Annotated in this window: 20 protein-coding genes and 1 riboswitch; of the genes, 14 read left to right on the top strand and 6 right to left on the bottom strand. The window is 69.6% G+C overall.

What is annotated here, in order from left to right; all coding sequences use genetic code 11:
- Positions 1-75: 75 nt before the first annotated feature.
- Positions 76-1,485: a WS/DGAT/MGAT family O-acyltransferase gene (locus ACOACQ_RS00210; protein WP_420287354.1), complete on the top strand. Its 1,410-nt coding sequence runs from the start codon at positions 76-78 to the stop codon at positions 1,483-1,485.
- On the opposite strand, the gene ACOACQ_RS00205 is transcribed toward ACOACQ_RS00210, so the two are convergent.
- Positions 1,482-2,393, bottom strand: coding sequence for an alpha/beta fold hydrolase (locus tag ACOACQ_RS00205; RefSeq protein ID WP_420287353.1), 912 nt, complete (start codon positions 2,391-2,393; stop codon positions 1,482-1,484). The two genes, ACOACQ_RS00210 and ACOACQ_RS00205, sit on opposite strands and share 4 nt — an antisense overlap.
- A 34-nt stretch (positions 2,394-2,427) precedes the next feature.
- Here ACOACQ_RS00205 and ACOACQ_RS00200 point away from each other — a divergent pair, with 34 nt between their 5' ends.
- The 5 genes from ACOACQ_RS00200 to ACOACQ_RS00180 are packed head-to-tail and all read left to right on the top strand — an operon-like array spanning position 2,428 to position 7,063.
- Positions 2,428-4,578 (top strand): acyl-CoA dehydrogenase, encoded by a 2,151-nt coding sequence (locus tag ACOACQ_RS00200; protein ID WP_420287352.1) that lies wholly within the window; start codon positions 2,428-2,430, stop codon positions 4,576-4,578.
- A complete protein-coding gene (locus ACOACQ_RS00195) occupies positions 4,575-5,081 on the top strand; it encodes an FAS1-like dehydratase domain-containing protein (protein ID WP_420287351.1) in 507 nt (168 codons plus the stop codon). Before ACOACQ_RS00200 ends, ACOACQ_RS00195 begins: the two co-directional genes overlap by 4 nt.
- 1 nt (position 5,082) lies before the next feature.
- Complete coding sequence (locus ACOACQ_RS00190; protein WP_420287350.1) at positions 5,083-5,511, top strand: Zn-ribbon domain-containing OB-fold protein; 429 nt, start codon at positions 5,083-5,085, stop codon at positions 5,509-5,511.
- Positions 5,508-5,897, top strand: a complete 390-nt coding sequence (locus ACOACQ_RS00185) for a MaoC family dehydratase (protein ID WP_378597120.1) — start codon at positions 5,508-5,510, stop codon at positions 5,895-5,897. The genes ACOACQ_RS00190 and ACOACQ_RS00185 overlap by 4 nt, the downstream gene beginning before the upstream one ends.
- Entirely contained in the window at positions 5,894-7,063 is a 1,170-nt protein-coding gene (locus ACOACQ_RS00180) for a lipid-transfer protein (RefSeq protein WP_420287349.1), read from the top strand. Before ACOACQ_RS00185 ends, ACOACQ_RS00180 begins: the two co-directional genes overlap by 4 nt.
- 85 nt (positions 7,064-7,148) lie before the next feature.
- Here the strand turns inward: ACOACQ_RS00180 and ACOACQ_RS00175 are convergent, their stop codons facing one another.
- Complete coding sequence (locus ACOACQ_RS00175) at positions 7,149-7,457, bottom strand: putative quinol monooxygenase (protein WP_420287348.1); 309 nt, start codon at positions 7,455-7,457, stop codon at positions 7,149-7,151.
- Positions 7,458-7,513: 56 nt separating this feature from the next.
- On the opposite strand from ACOACQ_RS00175, the gene ACOACQ_RS00170 reads away from it, so the two are divergent.
- Positions 7,514-7,750 (top strand): hypothetical protein, encoded by a 237-nt coding sequence (locus ACOACQ_RS00170; RefSeq protein ID WP_378597124.1) that lies wholly within the window; start codon positions 7,514-7,516, stop codon positions 7,748-7,750.
- On the opposite strand, the gene ACOACQ_RS00165 is transcribed toward ACOACQ_RS00170, so the two are convergent.
- The 3 genes from ACOACQ_RS00165 to ACOACQ_RS00155 are packed head-to-tail and all read right to left on the bottom strand — an operon-like array spanning position 7,751 to position 9,199.
- Positions 7,751-8,542, bottom strand: a complete 792-nt coding sequence (locus ACOACQ_RS00165) for a DUF817 domain-containing protein (protein WP_420287347.1) — start codon at positions 8,540-8,542, stop codon at positions 7,751-7,753.
- A gap of 3 nt (positions 8,543-8,545) precedes the next feature.
- Positions 8,546-9,037 (bottom strand): cupin domain-containing protein, encoded by a 492-nt coding sequence (locus tag ACOACQ_RS00160; RefSeq protein WP_378597126.1) that lies wholly within the window; start codon positions 9,035-9,037, stop codon positions 8,546-8,548.
- Positions 9,038-9,058: 21 nt separating this feature from the next.
- Positions 9,059-9,199 carry a hypothetical protein gene (locus ACOACQ_RS00155; protein ID WP_378597127.1) on the bottom strand — a complete coding sequence of 47 codons (141 nt, stop codon included), beginning with the start codon at positions 9,197-9,199 and terminating at the stop codon, positions 9,059-9,061.
- 80 nt (positions 9,200-9,279) lie between these two features.
- Positions 9,280-9,434: riboswitch (FMN riboswitch) on the top strand.
- Between the two features lie 127 nt (positions 9,435-9,561).
- Here ACOACQ_RS00155 and ribD point away from each other — a divergent pair.
- The 7 genes from ribD to ACOACQ_RS00120 are packed head-to-tail and all read left to right on the top strand — an operon-like array spanning position 9,562 to position 14,556.
- Positions 9,562-10,581: a bifunctional diaminohydroxyphosphoribosylaminopyrimidine deaminase/5-amino-6-(5-phosphoribosylamino)uracil reductase RibD gene (gene ribD / locus ACOACQ_RS00150; RefSeq protein WP_378597158.1), complete on the top strand. Its 1,020-nt coding sequence runs from the start codon at positions 9,562-9,564 to the stop codon at positions 10,579-10,581.
- Between the two features lie 4 nt (positions 10,582-10,585).
- On the top strand, positions 10,586-11,200 hold the full coding sequence (locus ACOACQ_RS00145; protein ID WP_378597128.1) for a riboflavin synthase: 615 nt from the start codon (positions 10,586-10,588) through the stop codon (positions 11,198-11,200).
- Between the two features lies 1 nt (position 11,201).
- A complete protein-coding gene (locus ACOACQ_RS00140; protein ID WP_420287346.1) occupies positions 11,202-12,455 on the top strand; it encodes a bifunctional 3,4-dihydroxy-2-butanone-4-phosphate synthase/GTP cyclohydrolase II in 1,254 nt (417 codons plus the stop codon).
- A gap of 1 nt (position 12,456) precedes the next feature.
- Positions 12,457-12,942, top strand: coding sequence for a 6,7-dimethyl-8-ribityllumazine synthase (gene ribH / locus ACOACQ_RS00135; RefSeq protein WP_378597132.1), 486 nt, complete (start codon positions 12,457-12,459; stop codon positions 12,940-12,942).
- A 45-nt stretch (positions 12,943-12,987) separates the two neighbouring features.
- Positions 12,988-13,251, top strand: coding sequence for a phosphoribosyl-ATP diphosphatase (locus tag ACOACQ_RS00130; protein ID WP_378597133.1), 264 nt, complete (start codon positions 12,988-12,990; stop codon positions 13,249-13,251).
- 10 nt (positions 13,252-13,261) lie between these two features.
- The gene (hisG, locus tag ACOACQ_RS00125; protein WP_420287345.1) at positions 13,262-14,104 is read left to right on the top strand and encodes an ATP phosphoribosyltransferase; all 843 of its coding nucleotides are present in this window, start codon (positions 13,262-13,264) and stop codon (positions 14,102-14,104) included.
- 59 nt (positions 14,105-14,163) lie between these two features.
- Positions 14,164-14,556: a PH domain-containing protein gene (locus ACOACQ_RS00120; protein WP_378597136.1), complete on the top strand. Its 393-nt coding sequence runs from the start codon at positions 14,164-14,166 to the stop codon at positions 14,554-14,556.
- On the opposite strand, the gene ACOACQ_RS00115 is transcribed toward ACOACQ_RS00120, so the two are convergent.
- Complete coding sequence (locus ACOACQ_RS00115) at positions 14,553-15,440, bottom strand: aldose 1-epimerase family protein (RefSeq protein WP_420287344.1); 888 nt, start codon at positions 15,438-15,440, stop codon at positions 14,553-14,555. The genes ACOACQ_RS00120 and ACOACQ_RS00115 overlap by 4 nt on opposite strands.
- Between the last annotated feature and the right edge of the window lie 7 nt (positions 15,441-15,447).

Raw genomic sequence — 15,447 nt, 5'->3', positions numbered from 1 at the left:
TCCGTGTCGTTGTAGGAAACTGGTACGTGTTCTACTCAGGGACCGGCGCGCCCCGCACAGATGGAGAATGACGGAATGGATCGGCTTTCGGGACTGGACGCGAGTTTTCTCTACCTGGAGACCCCCGACCAGCTGATGCACGTCTGTGCGGTCATGGTGCTGGACCCCGCGACGATGACGGCGCCGTACTCCTTCGGCTCGCTCCAGGCTGCGCTCAACCGGAGTGTCCGCGACGTGCCCGACTTCACCCGCAAGGTGCGCGGTGTGCCCCTCGGGCTCGACCACCCCGTGTGGGTGCGGGACACGTCGTTCGACATCGAGCGCCACGTGCACCGCCTCGCCCTCCCGACGCCCGGTGGCTACCGCGAGCTGATGGACCTGTGCGCGCACCTCGCCTCGCTCCCGCTGGACCGTTCGCGTCCGCTGTGGGAGATGTGGGTCATCGAGGGCTACCGGCCCGAGGGCGGGGACGAGAAGGTCGTCGTGTTCGCCAAGATGCACCACGCGACGGTCGACGGTGTCTCCGGCGCGAACCTGATCTCGCACCTCTGCTCGATCGAGCCCGACGCTCCGCCGATGCTCGTCGAGCACGGCCGCCACCCCCGCAGCCCCGGACGGCGCGAGCTCCTCGGCCGTGCCGTCATCGGTACGGCGACCCGCCCCATCACGCTCGCGAAGGTGATCGGGCCGTCGGCCCAGCTGGTCACCAGGACGATCGGCCGCGCCCGTCAGGGTACGGCGATGGCCGCACCGTTCTCCGCGCCGCGCACGTCGTTCAACGGCACGATCACCTCGCACCGCTCCATCGCGATGGTCGACCTGTCGCTCGACGACATCCGCGCGATCAAGAAGGAGACGGGGACGACGGTCAACGACGTGGTCCTGGCGATCGCCGGGGGAGCGCTGCGTGCCTACCTCTCCGAACGTGACGAGCTCCCGACTGCCTCGCTGCTGGCAACGGTGCCGGTGAGTGTGCGCGACAGCTCGCGCAGGTCGTCGGGCTCCAACAAGGTGAGCGCCATGTTCACGAAGCTGGGCACCGACATCGCCGACCCGTTGGAGCGGCTGCAGATGCTCGCCCACCGCAACCGCATCGCGAAGGCCCACCACAACGCGATCAGTGCCGACGCGTTGCAGGACTGGGCAGAGTTCGCGGCGCCGCGGACGTTCGGCCTGGCGGTGCGGACCTACGCCAACCTGCGACTGGCCGAACGGCACCCCGTCGTCCACAACCTCGTCATCTCCAACGTCCCGGGCCCGCCGATCCCGCTCTACTTCATGGGCGCCCGGATCGAAGCGTTGTGCCCGCTGGGACCGGTGTTCCACGGCGCCGGCCTGAACCTCACGGTGATGTCGAACGCCGGGCAGATGCACGTCGGTGCGATCGCTTGTCGCGAGTCGATGCCGGACGCGGACGCGCTGGTGCGGCACTTCCCGCTGGAGCTCGAGCGGCTCCAGGCCGCCTGGGAGTCGAGCAGCCGCTAGCGCTGGCGGAAGTCCCGGCTCCGGGCGTTGACGGTGGCCGCCGCCTCGACAAACCGCGGCACGAACTTCTCCGACCCCAGCACGCACCCGGCGTGGCCGTCGTCGACCTCGTGGATGGTGGCGCCCGGGATCGAGCGCGCGAACGCGATCTGGCGCGCGGTCGGGATCACCCGGTCCCGCATCATCACCACGACCGCGGTCGGGACGTCGATCCGGCTGAGCCAGGGCCGGGAGTGGTGCTGGCCGAGCGCCGCCACGGCCTGGCCGACGGCCCACGGGCTGGTGGAGCGGAACTCGCGCAACGCCCATTCGTGCATGTCGGAGGGCACGAAGTCGACGCTGCGGCCGGCAGCCCGGGTCGCCTTGATGGCGGTGCGGGAACGGGACAGGCCGCGCAGCGCGAGCATCGTGCCGCCCATGCCCAGGAAGAAGCCGCGCTCGGCGGCGTTGAGCTGGAACCGGTCGGTGGTCGCCCCGAGGACGAGCCCCGACACCTTGTCGGGGTGCTGGCGCCAGACGCGCTGGGCGATGATCGAGCCCATCGAGTAGCCGCCGACGATCACCTTCTCGAGGCCGAGGACGTCGACCAGGGCGGCCACGTCGTCGGCGCAGTCGGCCAGCGAGAACTCCTCGCTATGGATGCCCCTGCCGTGCCACCGCTGGTCGAGGGTGATCACCCGGAATCTCTTCGCGAGCGGATGGATGACGGGGAAGAAGGTGAGCAGCCCCGTGGTGCCGAGGGCGTGCAGCAGCACGATGGTCGGTGCGTTCGGGGTGGGGCCCGGGGTGTCGGTGACGTAGGTCGACCCGCCGCGGCCCGGCAGCTCGACCATCCGGCCGCGCGGGACGTCGATCTCCGGAAGGTGGACCCGACGGCGTGTGACATCGGTCAGTGAGACGACACCCATGCGAAGCAGACTAGAACACGTTACAGTTTGCTTCGTGGATGTTGAGGCGATCAATGCTGTCCGCGCCGTCGTGGGCGAGGTGCTGGAGCGCGAGTCGGACGCTCGGGAGTGGGCGGCCTGGGCCGCTGCCGGCCTGACGTCGCTCCCGGTCCCCGAGGAGTACGGCGGCGAGGGGCTCGGGCTCAGCGAGGTCGCCGTGCTGCTGCGCGAAGCCGGACACGCTGCCGTCCAGGTCCCCGCGTGGGAGACCCTCTGCTGCGGCGCGCTGACCCTGGCGTCGTACGGCACCGAAGCGCAGCGCAAGGAGTTCCTGCCCGGCGTCGTCGCCGGCGACGTGATCCTGACGCCCGCGCTGCGTGGCTCCGTGACGTACGCCGACGGCACGGTCAACGGCCGCGCCCTGTCGGTGACCTACGCGTGGAACGCCGCCCGCCTGCTGGTCATCGCCCGCGAGGGCGACCGCGACGTCGTCGCGCTCGTCGACCCGACGGGTCCCGGCGTCACCCTGCTGGAGTCCAGTGCCTCCAGCGCCGCACCCCGGCACACGGTCGTCCTCGAGAACGCTGCCGCCGAGGTGCTCGAGGACGGCGCAGCCGCCTACCTCTCCGATGTCGCCCGCGCCGGCCTCGCCGTCACGGCGGCCGGCGTGCTCGCCGGCGCCCGCGACCTGACTGCCGCCTATGTCAAGGGCCGCCAGCAGTTCGGCCGGTCGCTGGCGGAGTTCCAGGCCGTGTCGCTGCAGATGGCCGACGTCTACGTCACCTCCCGCACCGTCGACCTCGCGGCCGACAACGCCGTGTGGCGCGTCGCCTCGGGCCTGCCGGCGGGCGACGACCTCGCCGTGGCCGGCTACTGGGTGAGCCAGGTGGCGCCGTACGCCTTCCGGACCTGCCACCACCTGCACGGCGGCATGGGCGTCGACATCACCTACCCGCTGGTGGGCTACACGACCTGGGGCACCGACCTGGCGCACGCGCTCGACACGACCGCCGCGCAGGTGCCGGTCGAGGCGGCCGAGGCCAAGAACCTGGAGCTCACCGAGGAGCAGCGCGCACTCAAGGCCGAGGTCCGCGCGTACTTCACCGGCATCGCCCACGACGAGCCGGCCGACCCCGGCCCCGATGGCGCCTGGGACCGGCACGGTCCGTCGTACCAGAAGCTGATCCGCCAGCTCGGCATCGACGGCTGGATGGGGATCGGCTGGCCGAAGGAGTACGGCGGCCACGGGCTCGGCGAGATCGAGCAGACGATCTTCGCCAACGAGGCGCAGTACGCCGACGTCCACCTGCCTGCGGTGACGTTGCAGACCGTGGGCCCGACCCTGATCCGCTACGGCACCGAGAAGCAGAAGGACATGTTCCTCTCGCGGATCCTCGCCGGTGACGTGCACTTCGCGATCGGCTACAGCGAGCCGGACGCCGGCACGGACCTCGCGTCGCTGCGCACCACGGCGAAGCGCGACGGCGACCACTACGTCGTCAACGGCCAGAAGATGTGGACCACCGGCGGCCACCAGGCCGACTACCTGTGGCTCGCCGTGCGCACCGACCCGGACGCGCCGAAGCACAAGGGCATCTCGATCCTGATCGTCGACACCACCGACCCCGGCTACAGCTGGACGCCGATCATCACGGCCGATGGCTCGCACCACGTCAACGCGACGTACTTCAACGACGTCCGCGTGCCCGTCGACATGCTGGTCGGCGAGGAGAACCAGGGCTGGAAGCTGATCACCACCCAGCTCAACCACGAGCGCGTCATGCTCGGCCCGGCCGGCCGCATCGAGGGACTGCGCGACCGGATCGTGCGCTGGGCCGACGCCGCGGGCGTGCGCGACCTGCCGGACGTCGTCGACCTGCTCGGAAAGACCACCGCAGTGTTCCGGATCAACGAGCTCCTCAACTGGGAGGTCGCCCGGGCCGCCGCGACCGGCGAGATCAAGGTCGCCGACGCGTCGTCGTCCAAGGTGTTCGCCGCCGACCAGGTCCAGCACCTGCTGGCCGACCTGATCTCCCTGGTGCACCGCCACGGCGACGCAGGGGAGCCGGAGACCCGGCGCCTGCTCGACTACCTCGACGCCCAGGCCAAGCGGAACCTCGTCATCACCTTCGGAGGGGGCGTGCAGGAAGTGCAGCGCGAGCTGATCTCGATGTTCGGACTGGGCCTGCCGCGGGTGCCCCGATGAGCGACCTGCACGAGAAGATCATGGCGGAGGCCGAGCGCATCATCGCGCTCGGCGAGGCCTCGGAGACGCTGGCCCCGCATCCCGTGAACCAGCCGACGATCAGCGCGTGGCTCGACGCGATGCAGTACGACAACGAACGGTTCCGGACCGGCGAGGCACCCCCGTCGATGGCCCAGGTCTGGACGATGCCCGGCCTCGGTCGCAAGCGCGCCGACGACGACCCGCTGCACTCGATGATGGGCATCCTCACCGACGCCGGCTTCACCGCCGTGCTCGGCACGAACTGCGAGCAGACCTACGAGCGCTACCTCCGCGACGGCGAGCAGCTGCGGGTCACCACGTCGCTCGAATCCGTGGTCGGTCCGAAGAACACCGGCATGGGCCTGGGCTACTTCGTGACCTCGCGCAACCGCTGGTACGTCGACCACCCGGACGGGCACGGTGAGCTGGTAGCGACCATGCTCTTCCGGGTCCTCAAGTTCATCCCCAAGGCCGGTGGTTGAGGTGCCAGCGGAGCGAGCCCCGACACCCGTGATCCGGCCGATGGTCAACCGCGACTCGGCGTACTTCTGGGAAGGAACCCGGAAGGGAGAGCTGCGGATCCAGAGCTGCAACGCGTGCGGCGCCCTGCGCCACCCACCCGGTCCCGCCTGTCCCGAGTGCGGTGCGCTCGACCGCGGCCATGTCGTCGCATCCGGCCGCGGCACGGTCTTCTCCTACATCGTGCACCGCCACCCGCCGGTTCCCGGAAAGGAACTGCCCATCGTGATCGCCCTGATCGACCTCGAGGAGGGCGTCCGCATGGTCGGCGAGGTGACCGACGTGGCCGACGACGAGATCGAGATCGGCATGCCCCTGCAGGTCGACTTCAACGAGGTCGACGACGACCTGACCCTGCCGATCTGGACCCGTGTTCCCGAGGAGGGCAAGTGAGGACTCTCGAGGCCGGCCAGGCGATTCCCGAGTGGAGCCTGCCGATGACCCCGACCACGATCGTGAGCACCGCGATCGCGACCCGTGACTGGCAGGACGTCCACCACGACCGCGACGTCGCGCAGGCGGCCGGTTCCAAGGACATCTTCATGAACATCCTGACCACCAACGGACTCGTCGAGAAGTTCGTCGCCGACTGGGTCGGTCACGACAGCCAGCTGAAGGGGATCGCGATCCGGCTCGGTGCTCCGGCGCATCCGTACGACACGCTGACGTTCTCCGGCACCGTCACCGAGGTGGCCGACGGGGTGGCGACGATCGCTGTCGTCGGTCGGGTGTCGCTGGGCGACCACGTCACCGGCACCGTCAAGGTGAGCGTCGCGTGACGCGCTCGCTCAGCGGCAAGGCCGCGATCGCCGGTATCGGTGCGACCGAGTTCTCCAAGGAGTCCGGTCGCTCCGAGCTCCAGCTCTCCGTCGAGGCCGTGCGGACCGCGCTGGCCGACTGCGGGCTGACGCCGGCCGACGTCGACGGCCTGACCACCTTCACGATGGACACGTCGTCGGAGATCGCGGTCGCCCGCGAGCTCGGGATCCCCGAGCTCCGCTTCTTCAGCCGGGTCAATTACGGCGGCGGCGCGGGCTGCGCCACGATCCAGCAGGCCGCGATGGCCGTCGCGACGGGTGTGGCCGACGTCGTCGTCGCCTACCGCGGCTTCAACGAACGTTCGGGGGCCCGCTTCGGCCAGGTCTCGGTCGCGGCCGCGACCCAGGTCAACACCAACGGGCTCGACAACGCGTGGACCTACCCGATGGGGCTCGGCACTCCCGCCGCCACGGTCGCGATGCAGGCCCGCCGCTACATGCATGAGTACGGCGCCACGTCCGAGGACTTCGGCCGCGTCGCCGTTGCCGATCGCAGGCACGCGGCCAACAACCCGGCGGCGTTCTTCTACGGCAAGCCGATCACGCTCGAGGAGCACCAGGCCTCACGGATGATCGCGGACCCCCTGCACCTGCTCGACTGCTGCCAGGAGTCCGACGGTGCGGTTGCGATCGTCGTCGTGTCGGCGGAGCGGGCGCGCGACCTGGCCCGCAAGCCGGCGTACATCACAGCCGCAGCCCAGGGTTCGGGTCGCGACCAGTTCGTGATGACGTCGTACTACCGCGATGACATCGGCATCCCCGAGATGGGCGTCGTCGGCCGCGAGCTCTGGCGCCAGTCCGGCCTCGCCCCGGCGGACCTGCCGATGGCGATCCTCTACGACCACTTCACGCCCTATGTCCTCATGCAGCTCGAGGAGCTCGGCTTCTGCGGTCGCGGCGAGGCCAGTGACTTCATCAGGGACGGAGCGATCGAGATCGGGGGCCGCCTCCCCATCAACACCCACGGCGGCCAGCTCGGCGAGGCGTACATCCACGGCATGAACGGCATCGCCGAAGGCGTTCGTCAGATCCGGGGTACCTCGGTCAACCCGGTCGACGACGTGCAGAACGTGCTCGTCACCGCCGGCACCGGCGTGCCGACGAGCGGGTTGATCCTCAGCGCCTGACCGCCCGTTGGTCGAGGAGGTTGCGCAGCAACCGTCCTGCCCGTTGGTCGAGGAGGTTGCGCAGCAACCGTCTCGAGACCCTGCGCTACCCCTGCTTGACCCACTGAGGAGTCAACGAGGTGACCTGCGGCGGTCCGGACAGCAGCGGCTCGACCTCGCGCAGGTAGGCGGCGTAGGCGTCGGTCTCCAGGAACCGTTGCGACGACTCGGCGCTGTCGTAGACCTGGAAGGCGCTGATCGCGTCCGGATCTGCGTTGTCGAAGCAGTAGAAGTACGCGACGTGGCCGGGGTTGCCATCGACGGCGGGCGCCATGTGCGCCTCCCAGACCTTCTGTACGTCGTCCCGCCGTCCCGGCTGTGTCTGGTGGCGGATGATCAGTGCGAGCTGGGCCATGGCGCGATGCTGTCACCGGCCACCGACATGCGGCGCCCGAGAACTACGCTGACCCGGTGACTTCCGAGAAGAAGCGTCAACCGAGCGCCATCGACCGCTGGGTGATGAACCACTCCACCGCGGCCCTGCTGGTCGGTCTCGCGCTCGTGGTGGTCGGGGTCGTGCTCGGCGCAATGGCTCGGTCCGGCAGTGACATCGCCGGAGTGCTGCAGTGGGTGGCGTTCGCGCCGGCCGCCCTGCTCATCGGCATGGCCGCCCAGGCGAGGAGCATGGCCAGGCGCTCTGGCCGCTGATCACGGCGTGACGTCCGGCTCGCTCGGCACGTGATAGAGCCGTCCCTCCTGCGCCTTGACGGTCGCCACGAGCACGAAGCTCATCGTGACCAACAGCGCCCAGGCGCCGAGCTTTGACGTGTGCACCGCCTCCCAGACATCGGCCTGGCCGGGGTAGCGCCAGGCGTCGAGGAAGGTCGCCATGTTCTCGGCGAGCCACAGGAAGAACCCGATCAGCACGAACGACAGCGAGAGCGGCATCCGGTAGCGGGCGTCGCCGACAGTGAAGTGCACCTGGCAGCGGCGCAGGACCCACAAGCCGACCACGGCCAGCCACACGCGCACGTCCGCGATCCAGTGGTGGGTGAAGAAGTTGGCGTAGATGCCGACAGCCACCACGGTCGTCAGGGCAGCCGGGTAGTGCGACACCCGGAGGTCGAACCGCCGCCACGCCTGGCAGATGTACGAGCCGACCGCGGCGTACATGAAGCCGGAGAACAGCGGCACGTCGCCGACCTCGGCCCAGGCTTCGCCCGGGTACGCCCACGAGCCCTCGGCGACCTTGAAGACCTCCAGGCCGAGGCCGAGGGCATGGAACGCGAAGATCACCAGCACCTCGCGCCAGGTCTCCAGGCCGATCGCCCAGAACCCGAACGTCAGGGCGAGGCACCACAGCAGAAGGGCGTCGTACCGGGCGATCGGCAACGGGACGAGATAGGCCAGGGCGAGTCCGACGAAGACTCCGACGGCGAAGGCGCAGGACTGCGCCTCGAGCCAGCCGAACCGGACCAGCTGCGTGAGGAAGCGGCGCAAGGACTACTCGTCGACCCAGAAGTTGTCGTGCTCGGCCATGAAGGCGTCGTACTGCTCGGGTGTCCACTGCTCGCCGGCCGCAAGGCGACCGAGTCCCTCGAAGTAGGGCTCCCGTGGAGCGCCGGGGGAGAAGTGCAGCAGCATCGACGCGGTGGCGCCCGATGTGTTGCGGAAGCCGTGCAGCCCGCCGGGCGGCACGTGGATGAAGTCGCCGGACCTCGTCGTGGTCCAGTCCTCACCGTTGTGGATCTGGATCTCGCCCTCGAGGATGTAGAACGACTCGGCGATGGTCTTGTGGAAGTGCGGTCCGGGGCCGCTCACGGCCTCGGAGAACTCCCAGCGGTACAGGCCGAAGAGGCCGCCGGTGCTCTCGCCGCGGGCGAGGTAGTGGACGCGGTTCCCGTTCGGGTAGGTCACTTCGGGAGCGGCATCGCCGGGGCGGATGCGGGCCGAGACCTCGCCATCGCCGTCGTACAGGGGTGGGGGATACGACATGGCGCCACGCTACCTGCGCTGTCACTCCCTTTTCTGGCCACCGAGACCGATGCCGAGCGCCACTCCGAGGAGCAGGCCCAGGATCAGCAGGATGACTCGATCGGTGGCGAACCAGAGCAGCACACCGCCCAGACAGCAGAGACCGAGTGCGAGGCGGTTCACCCGCTCGACGGTAGCCGGTTCCGCGTGACGGGACCCACAACCTGTACAGATCGTTGCTGTGCGACGATAGATCCAAGAGCTCGCGTGCTCTGGGGTCGGTGAAAATCCGAGCCGGCGGTGAATGGGTGAATGGCTTGTTTCGCCCACAGTCCGCGACCCGATCGCAGCCAGTGATCGGTTGACCAGGTGTGATTCCTGGACCGACGGTCAAAGTCCGGATGGGAAGTGCACGCACGAGTGTCCGACAGCGGAGCAGGTTTGCCGCCGTCGTTCGCCCTGCCAGACCCCGGAGTCCGTGAAGCAACACAACGGATGACGAAGAGGCAGCAGTGGCAGAGACCTTCACCCGCGAGTACGACGCGATGCGTCGCGCCCTCGCGCTGGCCGCGTCCCCCGGCGTGCCGCTCCACCCGAACCCCCGCGTCGGCTGCGTGCTGCTCGCCCCCGACGGCACCATCGTCGGCGAGGGCTTCCACCGCGGCGCGGGAAACCCGCACGCCGAGATCGAAGCCCTGACGGCTGCCGGCGACCTCGCCGCGGGTGCCACCGCCGTCGTCACCCTCGAGCCCTGCAACCACACCGGCCGCACCGGCCCGTGCTCCGAGGCCCTCATCGCTGCCGGAGTACGACGAGTGGTGGTCGCCCAGCGCGACCCGAACCCGGTTGCCGGCGGCGGCCTGGAGGTACTCACCGCTGCTGGCGTCGAGACCGACTCCGGGACGCTCGAGGAGGCCGCGATCGAGCTGAACCCGGCGTGGACGTTCGCCCACGTCCACGGCCGCCCGTTCGTCACCTGGAAGTTCGCAACGACCCTCGACGGTCGATCGGCGGCCAGTGACGGAACCTCCCGTTGGGTCTCCTCTCTGCCGGCGCGCCACGACACCCATCTGCTGCGTGCGCTCTGCGACACGATGCTGGTCGGCACCAACACCGTCGAGGTCGACGACCCGCAGCTGACCGTGCGCGACGAGGACGACCAGCCGGTCGCCGTACAACCGCTCCGCGTGGTTCTCGGCCGACGTGACCTCGACGCCGACCGGCGGATCTTCGACGACGTCGCGGAGACCGTGCACCTGCGGACCCGCGATCCGCTCGAGGCGCTGCAGACCCTCTACACCGAGCACGACCGCCACCACGTCTTCCTCGAGGGCGGCCCCACGGTGGCGGCAGCCTTCATCAAGGCGGGCCTGGTCGACGAGATCGTCACCTACGTCGCGCCCCTCCTGCTGGGTGCGGGCAAGGCGGCCGTGGGCCGGCTGGGAATCGGCACCATCACCAAGGCGTTGCGGTTCGAGTTGGTCGACACCGCCGTCATCGGCGAGGGGATCGAGGCGAACGTCCGCCTCACCCTGCGACCCGCTGCCACCACCGAGAGGAACTGACCAGATGTTCACCGGCATCGTCGAGGAGCTCGGCACCGTCGCCGCCATCGAGGACCAGGGCGACGCGATCCGGCTCACCATCACGTCCGACATCACGCTGTCCGACGCCGGCCTCGGAGACTCGATCGCGGTCAACGGCTGTTGCCTGACCGTCGCCGAGCGCACCGACAGCACGTGGACGGCCGACGTGATGGCCGAGACGCTCGACAAGACCAGCATCGGCGGCCTCGTCGTGGGCGAGCAGGTCAACCTGGAGCGCGCCGTCACCGCGGAGAAGCGCCTCGGGGGCCACATCGTCCAGGGCCACGTCGACGCGGTCGGTGAGGTCGTCGCCCGGACCCCCAGTGAGCACTGGGAGATCGTGGAGATCGCGATGCCCGCCGAGCTCGGCCGCTACCTCGTCGACAAGGGTTCCATCACCGTCGACGGCACCTCCCTCACCGTCGTGGAGGCGGGGGAGACCACCTTCACCGTGAGCCTCATTCCCGAGACGCTCGCGCGCACCACCCTCGGCTTCCGGACACCCGGCAGCCGCGTCAACCTCGAGGTCGACGTCATCGCCAAGCACGTCGAGAAGCTCGTTCGCGCCTACACAGCCCCCGCGGCAAAGGAGAACTGACATGTCCGTCAGGCTGGATTCCATCGAGCGAGCCATCGCCGACATCGCCGCAGGCAAGGCGGTCATCGTGGTTGACGACGAGGACCGCGAGAACGAGGGCGACATCATCTTCGCCGCGAGCAAGGCCACGCCTGAGCTGATGGCGTGGACGATCCGCCACTCCAGTGGCGTGATCTGCGTGCCGATGCCGGGCGACATGCTCGACCGGCTAGAGATCCCCCTCATGACGCCGCACAACAAGGACGCCTACCGGACGGCGTACACGCTGTCGGTGGACGCCCGCGACGGTGTCTCGACCGGCATCTCCGCGGCCGACCGCGCCCACACGGCGCGGGTCCTGGCCGACTCGGCCACCGAGTCGTGGGAGCTGACGCGTCCCGGACACGTCTTCCCCCTGCGCTACCGCGAGGGTGGCGTGCTGGTCCGCCGTGGCCACACCGAGTCCGCCGTCGACCTGTGCCGCCTCGCCGGACTGACCCCGGCCGGAGTGCTCGTCGAGGTCGTCAACGACGACGGCACCATGAAGCGTGCCCCCGAGCTGCGCGAGTTCGCCGACGAGCACGGCGTCGCGATGATCTCGATCGAGGACCTCGTCCGCTACCGCCGCCGCGTCGAGCGCCACGTGGTGCGCGAGGCCGAGACCCGGCTGCCCACGAGCCACGGCGAGTTCACGGCGATCGGCTACACGATCACCGTCGACGACAGCGAGCACGTCGCCCTCGTGTACGGCGACCTGGACACCCTCAACGACGAAGGCCCCGTGCTGACGCGGGTCCACTCGGAGTGCCTCACCGGAGACGTGTTCGGCAGCAGCCGCTGCGACTGCGGTCCCCAGCTGAACGAGGCGCTCGACCGGATCGTCGAGGAGGGCCGCGGCGTGCTGGTCTACCTCCGTGGCCACGAGGGCCGGGGGATCGGCCTGGTCGCGAAGCTGCAGGCCTACCAGCTGCAGGACGGCGGCCGCGACACGGTCGACGCCAACCTCGACCTGGGCCTGCCCGCCGACGCGCGCCACTACGGCGCCGCCACCCAGATCCTCAAGGACCTGGGCGTCACCGAGGTGCGCCTGCTGACGAACAACCCCGAGAAGGTCAGCGACCTCGAGGACTACGGCATCAAGGTCGCCGAGCGTGTGCAGCTCACTCCGCACCCCAACGACCACAACCTGGCCTACCTGCTCACCAAGCGGGACCGGATGGGCCACGACCTGCCCCATCTCGCACTCGCCGAGACCGAACGCGAAGGAATCATCTGACATGGCTGGACACGGCGCCCCCGAGATCGCGCCCATCGACTGCCACGACCTGCGGGTCGCGGTGGTGGCGGCGAGCTGGCACACCGAGGTGATGGACGGCCTGATCGCCGGCGCGCAGCGGGCCTTCGCGGACCACAAGCTCGAAGCGCCCGTCGTGGTGCGCGTGCCCGGCACGTTCGAGCTGCCGGTGGCGGCGGCAGCCCTCGCGCCGTCGTACGACGCCGTGATCGCCCTCGGCGTGGTCATCCGCGGTGGTACGCCCCACTTCGACTTCGTCTGCAACGCCGCGACCGATGGCCTGACCCGCGTCTCGCTCGACCACTCGACGCCGATCGGCTTCGGTGTCCTCACCTGTGACGACGACGCGCAGGCCCTCGATCGGGCTGGCCTGCCGGGCTCCTCGGAGGACAAGGGCTACGAGGCGGCCTCGGCGGCGTTGCAGACCGCGGCGACGCTCAAGCGCATCCGTCGCGGCTACACCGGGTGAGACCGGCGCAGGACCACTGGTCCTGACGCCGTAGGCTCAACCCCTGTGAAGACGTTCGACGAGCTGTTCGCTGAGCTCAGCGAGAAGGCCCAGACCCGGCCCCAGGGCTCGGGCACCGTGGCGGCCCTCGATGCCGGCGTCCATGCGATCGGCAAGAAGCTGATCGAGGAAGCCGCCGAGTCCTGGATGGCTGCAGAGCATGAGGGCCGCGAGGCCACCGCGCTGGAGATCAGCCAGCTGCTGTACCACGCCCAGGTCCTCATGATCGCGAGCGGACTCTCGCTCGAGGACGTCTACACCCACCTCTGAGGAACACTTCATGCTCAAGATCGCCGTCCCCAACAAGGGGGCCCTGTCCGAGGCCGCCTCGACGATGTTGCGCGAAGCGGGCTACGCCCAGCGCTCGGACTCCAAGCAGCTCACCAAGCTCGACCCTGACAACGGCGTCGAGTTCTTCTACCTGCGACCGCGTGACATCGCGTTGTACGTCGGCGAGGGCACCCTCGACGCCGGCATCACCGGCCGCGACCTGCTCCTCGACTCGCACGCCCACGCCACCGAGGCGCTGCAGCTCGGCTTCGGTCGCTCGAAGTTCCGCTTCGCGGCCAAGCCCGGCACAGCCACGGACGTGCACGACCTCGGCGGTCTCCGGGTCGCGACGTCGTACGACGGCGTGCTGAAGCGGTACCTCGCCGATCTCGGTGTCGACGCCAGTGTCGTGCGCCTCGACGGCGCGGTCGAGACCAGCATCCAGCTCGGTGTGGCCGACGTGATCGCCGATGTGGTCGAGACCGGCAGCACCCTGCGTGCGGCCGGCCTGGAGGTGTTCGGCGACGTGATCCTCGAGTCCGAGGCCGTGATGATCACCCGCGTGGACGCCGACGCCGGCGCGTTGGAGACCCTCACCCGGCGCCTGCAGGGCGTCCTGGTGGCCCGCGCCTACGTGATGATGGACTACGACATCCCGGTCCAGCAGGTCGAGCAGGCCATCGCGCTGACCCCCGGCATCGAGAGCCCGACCGTCAGCCCGCTTCATCGCGAAGGCTGGGTCGCGGTTCGCTCGATGGTGCAGCGTTCGGCTGCCCAGCGCGTGATGGACGACCTGTGGGCGCTCGGTGCCCGAGCCATCCTCACGACCGACATCCACGCCTGCCGGCTCTGATGGCCGACGCCCAAGCGGCCCCTGCGTTGCCCCGGACCTGGCGCCCGTTCGGTCCGCGGATGGCCGCAGCCGTCTTCGGGGTCGTCCTGGTCGGCGCCTTCGCGTGGCTCTGGGTCGGCTTCGACCAGGACACGAAGGACTCGGTCGGGTTCCTGCAGAAGGCCACCGTCATCGGCTTCATCCTGCTCGGCCTGGTCCTGATGAACGGCCTGGCCCGGTCCCGGGTCATTGCGCGCGACACCGGCTTGACTGTCATCAACGGCTACCGCAAGCACGAGCTGGCATGGTCCGAGGTGGGCACGGTGAGGTTCCCGCAGGGAGCGCCGTGGCCGCACCTGCTGCAGTCCGGGGACGAGAAGCTGTCCCTGATGGGCATCCACTCGTCCGACGGCCAGCGGGCAGCGATCGCGATCCGCGAGCTGCGGGCCGTCGTGGCCGACCATCGCGCCTAGACTGCGCGGATTCCCCACGTGGCCGCGAAGGTCGTGCCGGGCTCCAGCACGACGAGGTCGTCGCCGGAGTTGAACGCGTCCGGGGGAGCGGTCATCGGCTCGATGGCCACCGAAGAGCGCGGTGTCCTCGTGTCCTCGCCCGTGTAGACCTGCAGCCACCGGTGGTGCTCGTCGACCCAGAGCTCCACACCGGTGTCGTCCGCGGACAGTCGGATCGTGGCGACGCCCTCGTCGTCCCGATCCACGTCTGTGACGCCGTGATTGAGCACGGTCTCGCCCAGCGGATCAGTGACGAGGCCCGAGAAGGAATCCCTTCCCGTCGGCAGCAGCCGCTCGGTGTCCACCGTCAGGTAGGTCGCTGCCGGAAGCTCCATCCTCCAACCGTCGCAGGGACCGTCGCCCGCCACCAGGTACGGATGTGCGCCCGACGCGTACGGCGCAGCCGTGGATGCCAGGTTCGTCGCGGCCTGGGTCACGTGGAGCCCGTCCGGTCCGACCGTGTACGTGACGCGGAGGTCCAGCGCCCACGGATAGCCCGTCTGCGCAGGCAGGAAGTAGCCGAGCTCCAACCGGTCAACCTCGTGCGAAACGACCGACCAGGCCACCCACCGGACCAGTCCGTGCGACGCGTTCTGTCGCGACGGCTCGGTGAGCGCGAGCTGCTGCTGCTTGCCCCCGAAGGTGTAGCGCCCGTCGCGGATCCGGTTCGGCCACGGCATCAGCAGCTGGCCGCGGCCGCCGTCGGCCATCGCGTCCTCGGCGAAGCCCTCGATCAGCGGCCGTCCCTCGAAGGTCAGCTCACGCAGCGCACCGCCGCTCTCGGTGACCACGGCGCGATGGCCCGCGGACTCGATGACGAACTGGTCCCCGCTCGGTGGCTTCACGACATCG

It is taken from the genome of Nocardioides sp. CPCC 206347 (assembly GCF_048654605.1).
Lineage (GTDB): Bacteria > Actinomycetota > Actinomycetes > Propionibacteriales > Nocardioidaceae > Nocardioides.
The sequence above is the reverse complement of the archived record's forward strand: the minus strand, read 5'-3'. Positions and strand labels throughout refer to the sequence as shown.

Excerpts from the sequence above, each read along its gene's own strand:
- ribH (WP_378597132.1), top strand. The coding sequence starts at position 12,457 with ATGGCTGGACACGGCGCCCCCGAGATCGCGCCCATCGACTGCCACGAC.
- ACOACQ_RS00140 (WP_420287346.1), top strand. The coding sequence starts at position 11,202 with ATGTCCGTCAGGCTGGATTCCATCGAGCGAGCCATCGCCGACATCGCC.
- ACOACQ_RS00120 (WP_378597136.1), top strand. The coding sequence starts at position 14,164 with ATGGCCGCAGCCGTCTTCGGGGTCGTCCTGGTCGGCGCCTTCGCGTGG.
- ACOACQ_RS00205 (WP_420287353.1), bottom strand. The coding sequence starts at position 2,393 with ATGGGTGTCGTCTCACTGACCGATGTCACACGCCGTCGGGTCCACCTT.
- ACOACQ_RS00145 (WP_378597128.1), top strand. The coding sequence starts at position 10,586 with ATGTTCACCGGCATCGTCGAGGAGCTCGGCACCGTCGCCGCCATCGAG.
- ACOACQ_RS00210 (WP_420287354.1), top strand. The coding sequence starts at position 76 with ATGGATCGGCTTTCGGGACTGGACGCGAGTTTTCTCTACCTGGAGACC.
- ACOACQ_RS00195 (WP_420287351.1), top strand. The coding sequence starts at position 4,575 with ATGAGCGACCTGCACGAGAAGATCATGGCGGAGGCCGAGCGCATCATC.
- ACOACQ_RS00160 (WP_378597126.1), bottom strand. The coding sequence starts at position 9,037 with ATGTCGTATCCCCCACCCCTGTACGACGGCGATGGCGAGGTCTCGGCC.
- hisG (WP_420287345.1), top strand. The coding sequence starts at position 13,262 with ATGCTCAAGATCGCCGTCCCCAACAAGGGGGCCCTGTCCGAGGCCGCC.
- ACOACQ_RS00175 (WP_420287348.1), bottom strand. The coding sequence starts at position 7,457 with ATGGCCCAGCTCGCACTGATCATCCGCCACCAGACACAGCCGGGACGG.
- ribD (WP_378597158.1), top strand. The coding sequence starts at position 9,562 with ATGCGTCGCGCCCTCGCGCTGGCCGCGTCCCCCGGCGTGCCGCTCCAC.